Below are 12,059 nucleotides of genomic sequence, written 5' to 3'. Positions count from 1 at the left end.
TGCGGCCGAGTGCATAAACCTTCGCGGCCTAGTATAATCCGAGCCTTTTATTTCCGACATCGAGCGGAATCAATTTCATCGGATAAACAAAAACACTATGGCACTACACTGCGGCATCGTTGGTTTACCCAACGTCGGCAAATCTACTTTGTTCAATGCATTAACCAAGGCCACAATTGCGGCTGAAAACTATCCTTTTTGCACCATCGATCCCAATGTCGGCGTAGTGCCGGTTCCCGATCCCAGAATGGATAATTTGGCTGAAATCGTCAAGCCAGAGCGAGTATTGCCGACCACGATAGAATTTGTCGATATTGCTGGTTTGGTGGCGGGAGCCTCGAAAGGCGAGGGCCTGGGAAACCAGTTTTTAGGCAATATTCGCGAAACCGATGCGATAGTGCACGTAGTGCGTTGCTTCGAAGACGATAACGTCATACATGTGGCTGGTAAAGTCGACCCGCTAGGTGACATCGAGGTCATCAATACCGAGTTGGCCCTGGCTGACATGGCTTCCGTGGAAAAAGCCCTACAAAAGACGGCCAAGGCTTCCAAATCCGGAAACAAGGACGAATTGGCGCGGAAACAAGTCCTGGAGCGTGTGTTGGCCCATTTGAATGCCGGCGAGCCGGTGAGAACCCTGGGGTTATCGGACGACGAGGTCAAGTTGATCAAGGAATTGTGTCTGTTGACCATCAAGCCGACTTTGTATGTGGCCAACGTGCAAGACGACGGTTTTACAGATAATCCAATGCTGGATAAAGTCATTGCCTTCGCGGAAAATGAAGGCTCCAGGGTAGTGCCGGTTTGCGCGGCCATAGAAGCGGAAATCGTGCAACTGGACGATACTGAAAAGCAGGAATTCCTAAACGACTTGGGATTGGATGAACCCGGCTTGAATCGGGTTATCCGCGCCGCTTATCAGTTGTTGAATCTGTCAACTTACTTCACCGCCGGCGTCAAGGAAGTCAGAGCTTGGACCATTCCTGTCAACGCCACGGCGCCGCAAGCGGCGGGCGTGATTCATTCGGACTTTGAAAAAGGATTCATTCGCGCCGAAGTCATTTCTTACGAAGATTTTGTAACCTACAAAGGTGAGCAGGGCGCGAAAGATGCCGGCAAATGGCGTCTGGAAGGCAAGGATTACAAAGTACAGGACGGTGATGTCATGCATTTTAGGTTTAATGTTTGACAACCGGTTTTTTGCCTTCTATAATAGCAGCTCTTTAACAGTTTCGTGGCGACATAGCTCAACCGGTTAGAGCGCGGGATTCATAACCCCGAGGTTCCAGGTTCAATTCCCGGTGTCGCCACCATATAAAACAAGCACTTAGGCCAAAAACCAAGTGCTTTTTTTATGTCTTGTCCCATTTTTGTCCCATTCAAAAATAAATCCCCCCAAAAACAGGCAATAAAAAAGCCGGTGTTACCCGGCCTTGTTGCTGTGATTTTCTAAACGGCTTACCGGTCGTAAGCGTGCCAGCCTTCACATTCAGGACTAACAGCGCCTAAGTTTTTCAGGGCATTGCACAGTAGCATCGAAGCCTCGGCCAGCAACTCAAGCGCCTTTTGCCGCCGTCTATCTCCGGGCGATTCAACCGCCAGCCACGACATTAACGCATAGTCGGACAACTCAAAAAGGCTTTTCAACTCAGTTTCAGGATTAAAGTCTGTCATGGCTCAGTATTGTTTACAGGGTAGGATTTCAAATCCAAACCTTCAAAAGGGTCACATTCCAAATGCAGCCCTTTAAAGGGTTGCGTTTAAAACGCCAACCTTGGAGGGTATAACGATTCGTTAGCCCCTTGGCTTCTTTTCGATTTGAAATCTGGAAGCATACGGATTTATGCGGCTTGCAGGGTTTTAAGCTCTAACAATAATTTGCGCTGCTCGGCTGGTAGGTCGCCATCAATTACAAGCTGCTCTTCCAGCATTGCCAAGGTTTCGTCACGCTCTTTTGCCACCCTGGTTATCTCATCGATTCGACTGCGGTATTCGTCCTGCTCTTTGCGAATCTCTGCCGGTATGCCTTGCATGGCGTCGATAAAGCGTTTCAGCATCTCGTTACGCTGCATCATCGGCAACACAGCGCCTTGATAACGGCTAAACGGGTTCGGCTCTCGGCCAATGGCCAGCTCAATCAGGCGCTGGAAAAAGGTATTCCGCTACGGCACGGTATTGCTCACGCCGATATTATCAAAAGCTATATAGGCACCCTTAGCCTGGGCAAAAGCGACTTCGAAGCCATCGAAAACCATCGCGACGACGACTATTTCAAAGCCGCGCTCGCCATTCATCAAGTACCCTCCAGCGCCCGCCTCAGACAGCGGCTGGATGAACACGCCGCCGCCTTATTACCGATCATTTATCAAAGCAACCTCGATTTTCTGGCTCACGCCCAGGTGCCGGTAACGCCGTTAGCCACAGGCCATGTCGCGTTGGATATCGATGTTTACCCCATGAACAACGAAAAAACCTGCAAAGAAGGCGTCTCCCGAACCTACAAAGGTTTTGACGGCTACGCCCCGATTGCCCTCTATCTGGGTAAAGAGGGCTGGTGTATTGGTAATGAACTGCGCGAAGGCAAGCAGCATTGCCAATACGAATTCCGCTATGCGCTGGAGCGCGGACTCGCCGCCGCGAAACGTTTGACGACTTTGCCTTTGTTGGTCCGGCTGGATGGCGGTCACGACGCGCTCGACAATCGCATCGACTTACACGAAGCCGATCAGGTCGATTTCATCATCAGATGGAACCCGCGTAAACAAGATGCCGACGCCTGGCTGGCCTACGCCGAACAACACGGCCAGTGGACCACACCGCGCGAAGGCAAACGCGTGGCCTTGTTCAGTGTCATGGAGCAACACACTCGCAACGGTAAAACCTATACCTGTCGCCGGGTCATGCAAATCACCGAGCGCACCATCACGGCTCAAGGCCAAGCCCTCGTGCTACCGGATATCGAAATCGAAGGCTGGTGGACCAGTCTGCCGGTGGCCGATTACGACGATGCCATGGTTATTGCCCTCTATCGCGACCACGCCACCGCCGAACAATTCCACAGCGAATTCAAGACCGATCTGGATATCGAGCGCCTGCCATCCGGCAAGTTTGCCACCAACGACCTGATCATGAGCCTCAGCGCCTATAGCTACAACATCCTGCGCTGGATAGGCCTGATCGGCTTGTTGGGCGAACAAAGCCCTGTCAGGCATCCTGCCAAGCGGCGGCGTATCAAAACCGTGATCCAGGAACTGATGTATCTGGCCGCGCGACTCATCCGTAGCGGGCACCGGCTGAAGCTGCGCTTTTCACAGAGCTGTCCCGGTTTCATCGCTTTTGAATCCACCTACGCCAAACTCGCCGCCGGCTAGCGACTGATCGCTCTGCCATCGATAGCACAACGCCGCAAATTCACAGTGGCTTGGGAATCCTGCGCCTAAAGTCCATCAAATTGAATCATGCAGGGAAAATATTCCAGATAATACGCTGCATTTCTAGCCGTTAAACTCGATTGCCCGGGCCACACTTTTAAATTCAGCGAATTTTGGAAGAGTATGACGAATAAAAGGTCTGGCAATATGTGGAGTCACGGATTCAGGATTTATATTTCATATTCTATCGTTCAATCAAAAATCTTAACTCGTAAAGCGGAAGTCATCAGGCGCTTCGCCGAATGACGGTCTCCAAAATTGGCAGATCACCTACCAATCAACCACACTTCGACTCGCCACAGTTGAGGCATGTCATACACCCATCCATCAACACCATGGCTTTGGTGCTGCATTTGGTGCAGAGCACGGCTTTTTCCGGAAAAGCCGAACCATTGGATTCACCATGCTGGGCTTCGAATTCGCGGCGTTTTTCGGCCAAAAATTCTTTCTGGTGATCGGTCATTTTTTCCGGCTTGATCATGCCGATGTGTTTCATGTGGGTTTCGATAGCCGAGCCAATTTCCGCTACCAGCGACGGCATGAATACGCCGCCCTTTTTAAAGTAGCCGCCGCGCGGGTCAAACACCGCTTTCATTTCTTCCACCAGAAAGGTAGCGTCGCCGCCTTTACGAAATACCGCCGAAATAACCCGGGTCAAGGCCAAAACCCACTGGAAATGCTCCATGTTTTTGGAGTTGATGAATATCTCGTAAGGCCGACGCTCTTCGTGCGCAGTGCCCATGTTCAGCACCATGTCGTTGATGGTGATGTACAAGGCATGCTCGGACTGCGGTGTCTTGATTTTATAGGTGGAGCCGAGCAGCACTTCAGGGCGCTCGACGTTTTCGTGCATTTCTTCCAGAGAGGGCTTTTCCGCTTCGGTTTGGACGGCTTCCGTGGTTTCTTTGGTCAGCACTTTGTAGCCGACGATTTTTTTGCTGATTTTGTGTAGGGTCATGGTCTTACGCCTAAAAATATTGGGTATCAGGCAAGTCAATAAAACTTGCCGCTCATGTTCTGAATAAGGAGTTACGATGCTATTTCGACTTTAACGGCTTCCAGATACAGCGTATCCGGGCAAATATCTTGCTCATTTGGCCAGGCAACCGTGCCATTATCGACCGTTACGCGTTTGAAATACTGTTTATTGCGCAGTTCTTTGAAGACACCAAAATCCAATAATGGCGTACAGTCGTAAATACCTTGTTTGCCATCGGTAAATAGTAAAATCAATTGATAATCATCCGTGGCTTCGACTGTTTTGACGCGTGGATTCATGGTATTACCTCAACGGCTCGATTTTATAGGGCTGCTCGCCTGATACGGCAAGTTGCCAATCCGCTAATAATTCGTCTTTGTGCAATTCTATCCAAGCTTGCAGCAGTTTCATTTGTGCTTTCGGAATATTACCGTCTAGTATCTCGCCGTCTGTAATAGCGACAATGACCTCGTCATTTTGATATTTGACGTGTATATGTGGCAATTTGTGTTGTTTATTGTCCATGAAATACATGTAAACAATAATTCCATAAAACATTGAAATAGCAGGCATAGACACACCTTAATCAGCAGGATTGTGTTGGACGATCTTAAAACTTCCCGTAATACCCTTCCTTCAACGCGTCGAACAAGTTGGCGGCGGTATGGATTTCGCCGTCGTATTCCACTTCTTCGTTGCCCTTGAATTCGACGACGTGGCCGTCTTCCAATGTGAACTGGTAGGTGGTGTTTTCCAGATCGGATTCTTTCACCAGCACGCCCTGGAACACTTCCGGATTGAAGCGGAAGGTGGTGCAGCCTTTCAGGCCTTTGTCGTAGGCGTATTCGTAGATGGACTTGAAGTCTTCGTAGGGATAATCGGTCGGCACGTTGGCGGTTTTGGAAATCGACGAATCGATCCATTTTTGCGCGGCGGCCTGGATGTCCACGTGTTGTTTCGGTGTGATGTCGTCGGCGGCGATGAAATAATCCGGCAATTTTTGCGCGGGATCGTCGCTGTACGGCATCGCTTCCGTATTGACCAATTGCCGGTAAGCCAACAGTTCGAATGAAAATACGTCGATCTTTTCCTTGGACTTTTTGCCTTCGCGGATCACGTTGCGCGAATAATGGTGGGCAAAGCTCGGCTCGATGCCGTTGCTGGCGTTATTGGCCAACGACAAGGAGATGGTGCCGGTCGGCGCGATCGAGCTGTGGTGGGTGAATCGGCAGCCGGTTTCGGCCAGATCGGCGACCAGTTGCGGTTCTTCCTGGGCCAGTTGTTGCATGTAACGGCTGTATTTGGCGTGGAGCACGCGACCCGGCACTTCATCGCCCAGTTTGTAGCCGTCTTGTTTCATTTCCGGGCGTTTGTGCAGCATCTCGCCGGTCACGGTGAAGACTTGTTCCATGATAGGCGCAGGTCCTTTTTCCTTGGCCAGTTCCAAGCCGGTTTTCCAGCCTTCCAACGCCAGTTCCTTGGTGACTTGCTCGGTAAACGCCAGCGAAGCTTCATCGCCGTATTTCATGCCCAGCATCGTGATGGTCGAACCCAAGCCGAGATAGCCCATGCCGTGGCGGCGTTTGCCGAGGATCTCCTCGCGTTGTTTTTCCAGAGGCAGACCGTTGATCTCGACCACGTTGTCCAGCATGCGGGTGAAGATGCGGATGGTCTTGCGGTAGCTTTCCCAATCGAAGGACGCTTCCTGGCCAAAGGGGTTTTCGACGAAGCGGGTCAGGTTGATCGAGCCGAGCAAGCAACTGCCGTAGGGCGGCAACGGTTGTTCGCCGCAGGGGTTGGTGGCGCGGATGTGTTCGCAGAACCAGTTGTTGTTCATCTCGTTGACCTTGTCGATCAGAATGAAACCGGGTTCGGCGTAGTCATAGGTAGAGGACATGATGATGTCCCACAAGCGGCGGGCCGGCATGATCTTGCTGATGCGACAGGCCACCAGACCGTCTTCGTTGACCACGTAACCCTTTTTGTTGGGCAGGTCGCGCCAGATGATTTTGCTGGTGTCATTCAAATCCAGTTGATCAGCCTTGGCTTCACGCTCGGTGACAGGGAAGGATAATGGCCACTGACCGTTGTTTTTCACGGCTTCGACGAATTCGCTGGTGATGAGTAAGGACAGATTGAACTGGCGCAGACGGCCATCCTCACGTTTGGCGCGGATGAAATCCACCACGTCCGGATGCGCGACATCAAAGGTCGCCATTTGCGCGCCACGACGGCCACCGGCGGACGACACGGTGAAACACATCTTGTCGTAGATATCCATGAACGACAGCGGGCCGGAGGTATAGGCGCCGGCGCCTGACACATAAGCGTCGCGAGGCCGCAATGTGGAAAATTCGTAACCGATGCCGCAACCGGCTTTCAGAGTCAAGCCGGCTTCGTGGACTTTGGCCAGAATATCGTCCATCGAATCTTCAATGATGCCGGACACGGTGCAGTTGATGGTCGATGTGGCCGGTTTGTGTTCCAGCGCGCCGGCGTTGGAGACGATGCGGCCGGCAGGAATCACGCCCTTGCGCAAGGCCCACAAAAACTCCTTGTAATGCTTCTCCTGCAAAGCCTTGGTTTTTTCGACTTCGGACAGGGCTTTGGCAACCCGCTTGTAGGTATCATCGATGGTGGCGTCGATGGCCTTGCCGTCCTTGGTTTTTAACCGGTATTTGCTGTCCCAGATGTCGAGCGAGGCACTTTGTAGCGGAATGTCGGTAGTGTGGGTCGTCACAACGTGGAGTTTTGCGGTCATGCTTGGGGGTTCCTGGTCTGGTATAGAGTACGGGTCAATTGCCATTTCATGCCTGAAAATAGCCTAAGGCTTTGATGTGCAATTGGTTTGAAGCGGAGACACGATATTGCGGTCATGCACCGTATATAGTGCCTATGTGAAAATATTAACACAATATGTTGTGTTTTGAGTTGGCGCGGCCAGAGATTTTTTTACTTGAAAAACGTTAGTTCCGTAAGTTCAATGGCTTATCAACTATTTGAAACACGAAAGTCAGCAGTCGATGTCGATCAACAGCATAGCCCGAGCAAATTTGGAATTGAGAGTACCGTTAGCCACGGTAACAGCACTAGCGCGGCTCCAGCTAGCCAAATCTTGGGCGATGCCGCTGGTGGCGAAGGCATCAGTGTGTCGACATCCGGATTGCTGGGGATGAAACTCAACACCAAGCCCACCAGCAGCATGAAGGGTGGCGCAAATAAAAATCCCAACAAAATTCCCCAGGCCGACGAGCCGATGTCGCGAGCACGTTTGATCATCGCCGTAGCACCAAACAAAGCCAGTCCGCCGGCCAGTAGCCAGTACAAGCGTTTGGCATAATCCTCTGGCCAGCTGTCGGTAGGAAGTTCCAGCAGGTAGATCAGCAGTGCGGCGTTCAACAGACTGGACAAGCCCAAGGCGATATAGCGAGTTCGGTCGTAGCGCAACATGAGTGATGAGTCCTGCGATTGAAATTGCAAAAATCGGAATTTTACCCTAACTCGCCCGTTGTAGATGGCTTTTCAGGGCAAGGCATGCGGTTTTGAGTCGGGGTTGATGTGGGGGGTATTTAAAAATACTTTTTGCAAAACTGGGCGTACAATGCCAAGTCTCTTTATCATTAAAAGCGGGGCAGTTATGAAAAAATTAAATTTGGCGATGGTTTTACTGGCGTTGGCCAGCCCATGTTTTGCCGATGTTCCGCTGCAATCCATTCAGGACGTGCAAGGTAGTTGGAAGCTTGAATACACCAAAAAATCGGCAAATTCCCAGGAAACCATCAAACGGGAAGATACCTGGACGTTTAACGCTGGCAAAGTCTCCATCACCCATATTCCACGGGAAGGAACGTATTACGATCAATCGCCGGTCAATTACGAAGTGGAAGACGGCAAATTGAAAGTTTCCATTTTAGGCAGGTCCGACAAGTTCGATGTTTTCTCGTTGGTGGAAAAAGACGATAAAACGATGACCTTGAAAGGCAAGTTTGGCGATATTTACCACTTTAACAAGAAATAGTTTCACGGGACCGCTTGGCGGCGCCGTACCTGCAAAGCCGCCAAACCTATACAGGCATGGCGGATTGTCGCGATAGTTCGAATCCGCCTTACGGTCTTACTTTTTAGGCTCCAACCTCTCCAGCAGCTTCTGCAAAAACGCCACCTTGTCTTCCATGTCCTTGAAGGTGTAGCTAAAGCGCAATTTGTCCGCGCCGTCCAATTTATACGCTTGCGACTGGCTTTGTATCATCATGATCAATTCGCCGGTATCGATATTGGGAGTGGCGGCAAAGACGATACGGCCTCCCGTATTGGTGGCCTCGATTTTCTTGATGCCCAGATGCACGGCCTGTTGCTTGAGTTCGGTGATCGCGAACAGGGCTTTGACCTGATCCGGCAGCAAGCCAAAACGGTCTATCATCTCGATTTTCAGCTTACGCAAGTCTTCTTCGGTTTCGGCGCTGGCGATGCGCTTGTATAGCACCAGTCGGGCGTGGATGTCGGGTAGGTAATCTTCAGGGATTAGCGCGGCGACCTGCAAATCTACCTCCGGCCCGGTTTCCAAAGGTGCGTCCAGTTCTGGTTGTTTGCCGGATTTCAAAGCTTTGACCGCGCGTTCCAAAAGTTCGGTGTACAAGGTAAAACCGATTTCCTGAATCTGGCCACTTTGTTCATCGCCCAACAGTTCACCAGCCCCGCGAATTTCCATGTCATGGGAGGACAGCATGAAGCCGGCACCCAGTTCGCCGGAGGTTTCGAAGGCTTCCAGGCGCTTGATGGCGTCCTTGGTCATCAGCGACTTGGGCGGCACGATGCAATAGGCATAAGCCCGGTGGTGGGAACGGCCGACCCGGCCACGCAGCTGATGCAACTGGGCCAGGCCCAGTTTGTCGGCGCGGTTGATGACGATGGTGTTGGCGCTGGGGATGTCGATGCCGCTCTCGATGATGGTGGTGGCGATCAGCAAATTGAAACGCTGGTGATAAAAATCCAGCATGATCTGCTCCAGTTCACGCTCGGCCATCTGGCCGTGGGCGACCTGGATGCGCGCCTCAGGCACCAACTCGCCGAGTTCGCGTGCCATCTTGTCCATAGTCTTGACGTCGTTGTGCAGGAAAAACACCTGACCGCCGCGTTTGATCTCGCGCTGGCAGGCCTCTTGAACCTGCGAGTCTATCCATTCGGTGACGAAGGTCTTGATCGCGTGGCGGTTCGGCGGCGGCGTGGCGATGATCGAAATGTCGCGCAGACCCGACATCGCCATGTTCAGCGTGCGCGGAATCGGCGTCGCGGTCAGTGTCAAGAGGTCCAGTTCGTAGCGCAGCTTCTTGAAATGCTCTTTTTGGGTGACGCCGAAACGGTGTTCCTCGTCGATGATCACCAGGCCCAAAGCCTGATATTGCATGTCCTTGGACAGCAGTTTGTGAGTGCCGATGATGATATCGACCTTGCCTTCGGCCAGTTCGTCGGCAATGGTTTTTTGCTGCTTGGTCGTGACGAAACGCGACATCACCTCGACCCGGACTGGCCAGTCGGCGAAACGGTCGCGGAAATTTTGGTAATGCTGTTGGGCCAGCAAGGTAGTCGGCACCAGTACCGCGACCTGTTTGCCGCTTTGCACTGCAACAAATGCAGCGCGCATCGCCACTTCGGTCTTGCCGAAGCCGACGTCGCCGCATACCACGCGATCCATGGGTTGCGGCGCGGCCATGTCCTGCAGGATGGCTTCGATAGCGCTGAGTTGGTCTGGGGTTTCTTCGAACGGGAAGGCGGCGGCGAAGGCTTCGTAATCGCTGTTGTCGACATTGAAGGCAAAACCTTGACGGGCGGCCCGTTTGGCGTGGATGTCCAGCAATTCGGCGGCCACGTCGCGCGCTCGTTCCATGGCCTTTTGTTTGGCCTTGCTCCATTGTTCGCTGCCGAGTTTGTGCAGCGGCGCGTTTTCGGCGCTGACGCCGCTGTAGCGGCCGATCAGATGTAATGATGAAACCGGCACGTAAATCTTGTCACCGCCAGCGTATTCCAGCATCAAGAACTCGGCTTCGATGCCGCCGACCGTCAAGGTCTGTAGGCCCAGATAGCGACCAACGCCGTGTTCCTGATGCACCACCGGCGAACCGATGGTCAGTTCGTCGAGGTTATTGAAGATGTTTTCCAGTGCGCGGGCGGCGGACTTGGCCCGGCGTCGGCGCTGTTGGACTTTCTCACCGCTGAGCTGGCTTTCGGTGATGATGGCCAGCTTTGCCTCTTCGAGCCATAAGCCGTGATCCATCGGCGCGACGACGATGCACGGCGAATGTTCGGATTTTAAAAATTCAGGCCAGTTCTGGACTTGCTTGGCGGTCAGCTTGACGCTTTTCAGTTTGTCGATCAGACCTTCACGATGGCCTGCGGTTTCGGCGACGAACAGGATTTTGCCGTCAAAGCCTTCTATGAACTGGCGCAGGCGCTGGGCCGGTTCTTTCAAACGGTTGTCGATGGCGAGATCGGGCAGGGCTTTGCAGTGGAATAACTCACCTTGTTCAGCCTGATTGTCCAGCACGATGCGGCAAAAGCTTTCCGCATGCCCAACCAGTTCCGCGGCCGACAAAAACAAGCGTTCCGGCGGTAGCAACGGTCTGTCGACATCGTATTTGCGCTGTTGATAACGCTCGTCGGCCTCGTTATAAAAACGGCTGGCGCTATCTGCAAATCGGGCTGGCAGCACGAACAGCGCGGTTTTGGGTAGGTAGGCAAATAGCGATTCGGTGCGCTCGACGAATAGCGGCAGATAATACTCGATGCCGGCGGGAGCGATTTGTTTGGAAACGTCCAGGTATAGATTGTTCTTGGGCGAGGCGTCCGGAAATTGTTCGCGGAAAGCTTGACGGAAGCGTTTGATGGCGTCGTCGGTAAACGGAAATTCGCGGGCCGGAAACAGCTCGACTTTTTGCATCTTGTCCTGTGACATCTGCGTGTCGGGGTCGAAGCTTCTGATCGATTCCACGTCGTCATCGAACAATTCGATCCGGTAAGGTTGTTTGGAGCCCATCGGGAACAGGTCCAGGATCGATCCGCGCACCGCAAATTCGCCATGTTGATAGACCTGGGACACGCATTGGTAGCCGACCGCTTCCAGCTTGATCCGGGTTAATTCCAGGTTCAGCGTGCCACCCACTTCGATCGCAAAACTGTGGGCCAGAACATGTTCGCGCGGCGCTAGCCGATGCATCAGCGTCGAGACCGGTACGATCAGCGCGCCGCGTTGGGTTTCCGGCAACAAAGCCAGCGTGCGCAAGCGCTCGGAGATGATTTCCGGCAGCGGCGAGAATACGTCGTAGGGCAGGGTTTCCCAGTCCGGAAATTGCAGTATGGGGTAGGCATTATCCAGAAAGAAGGCTAATTCATGTTCCAGACGCAGCGCGGTTTGGGTGTCGGGCGTGACAATGACGACCAGCCGTTTTTCTTGGGTAATTGCCGTGGCCAGTAGCAAGGAATCGCCGCAACCTGAAAAGCCGGTCCAATAAATAGGGGCGTCGGCCGTTTGAGGAATGGTGGGGGTAGTGAGCGATGGTGGTTGCATTGCGTTATCGATGAACTGGGGATGATTCAATTATAAAGGCGGTGACACCGGATTGCGGTAAGAACATCTAGGGTTGGAGCTTGATAAA

General features: G+C 52.6%; 10 protein-coding genes, 1 tRNA gene and 1 pseudogene. 4 read left to right on the top strand and 8 right to left on the bottom strand.

Going from position 1 to position 12,059, the window contains the following annotated elements:
* Positions 1-97 precede the first annotated feature (97 nt).
* On the top strand, positions 98-1,189 hold the full coding sequence (gene ychF, locus NM686_RS13610; RefSeq protein WP_255188385.1) for a redox-regulated ATPase YchF: 1,092 nt from the start codon (positions 98-100) through the stop codon (positions 1,187-1,189).
* Positions 1,190-1,236: 47 nt separating this feature from the next.
* Positions 1,237-1,313, top strand: a tRNA-Met gene (locus tag NM686_RS13605).
* Between the two features lie 145 nt (positions 1,314-1,458).
* On the opposite strand, the gene NM686_RS13600 is transcribed toward NM686_RS13605, so the two are convergent.
* A complete protein-coding gene (locus NM686_RS13600; protein ID WP_255188384.1) occupies positions 1,459-1,674 on the bottom strand; it encodes a hypothetical protein in 216 nt (71 codons plus the stop codon).
* 167 nt (positions 1,675-1,841) lie between these two features.
* A complete protein-coding gene (locus NM686_RS13595) occupies positions 1,842-2,075 on the bottom strand; it encodes a hypothetical protein (protein WP_255188383.1) in 234 nt (77 codons plus the stop codon).
* A gap of 57 nt (positions 2,076-2,132) precedes the next feature.
* On the opposite strand from NM686_RS13595, the pseudogene NM686_RS13590 reads away from it, so the two are divergent.
* Positions 2,133-3,371 (top strand): annotated as a pseudogene (locus NM686_RS13590) (IS1380 family transposase); the annotation flags it as partial.
* A 337-nt stretch (positions 3,372-3,708) separates the two neighbouring features.
* Here the strand turns inward: NM686_RS13590 and NM686_RS13585 are convergent.
* The 5 genes from NM686_RS13585 to NM686_RS13565 all read right to left on the bottom strand — a co-directional run bounded on the left by NM686_RS13585 (position 3,709) and on the right by NM686_RS13565 (position 7,860).
* Positions 3,709-4,389, bottom strand: coding sequence for a TSCPD domain-containing protein (locus NM686_RS13585; protein WP_255188381.1), 681 nt, complete (start codon positions 4,387-4,389; stop codon positions 3,709-3,711).
* A gap of 71 nt (positions 4,390-4,460) precedes the next feature.
* Positions 4,461-4,709 (bottom strand): DUF2442 domain-containing protein, encoded by a 249-nt coding sequence (locus tag NM686_RS13580; RefSeq protein ID WP_255188380.1) that lies wholly within the window; start codon positions 4,707-4,709, stop codon positions 4,461-4,463.
* A 4-nt stretch (positions 4,710-4,713) separates the two neighbouring features.
* Complete coding sequence (gene dhiT / locus NM686_RS13575; protein WP_255188379.1) at positions 4,714-4,983, bottom strand: type II toxin-antitoxin system toxin DhiT; 270 nt, start codon at positions 4,981-4,983, stop codon at positions 4,714-4,716.
* A gap of 37 nt (positions 4,984-5,020) precedes the next feature.
* Positions 5,021-7,171: an adenosylcobalamin-dependent ribonucleoside-diphosphate reductase gene (locus NM686_RS13570; protein ID WP_255188378.1), complete on the bottom strand. Its 2,151-nt coding sequence runs from the start codon at positions 7,169-7,171 to the stop codon at positions 5,021-5,023.
* A 269-nt stretch (positions 7,172-7,440) separates the two neighbouring features.
* Entirely contained in the window at positions 7,441-7,860 is a 420-nt protein-coding gene (locus NM686_RS13565; RefSeq protein WP_255188377.1) for a DUF805 domain-containing protein, read from the bottom strand.
* Between the two features lie 187 nt (positions 7,861-8,047).
* Here NM686_RS13565 and NM686_RS13560 point away from each other — a divergent pair, with 187 nt between their 5' ends.
* Positions 8,048-8,428 carry a lipocalin family protein gene (locus NM686_RS13560; RefSeq protein ID WP_255188376.1) on the top strand — a complete coding sequence of 127 codons (381 nt, stop codon included), beginning with the start codon at positions 8,048-8,050 and terminating at the stop codon, positions 8,426-8,428.
* A 96-nt stretch (positions 8,429-8,524) separates the two neighbouring features.
* Here NM686_RS13560 and mfd read toward each other — a convergent pair whose 3' ends face one another.
* Positions 8,525-11,971 carry a transcription-repair coupling factor gene (mfd, locus tag NM686_RS13555; protein WP_255188375.1) on the bottom strand — a complete coding sequence of 1,149 codons (3,447 nt, stop codon included), beginning with the start codon at positions 11,969-11,971 and terminating at the stop codon, positions 8,525-8,527.
* Positions 11,972-12,059: the final 88 nt, after the last annotated feature.

The organism is Methylomonas rapida, assembly GCF_024360925.2.
Classification (GTDB): Bacteria; Pseudomonadota; Gammaproteobacteria; order Methylococcales; family Methylomonadaceae; genus Methylomonas; species Methylomonas rapida.
This window is presented reverse-complemented; position numbering and strand designations above follow the sequence as displayed.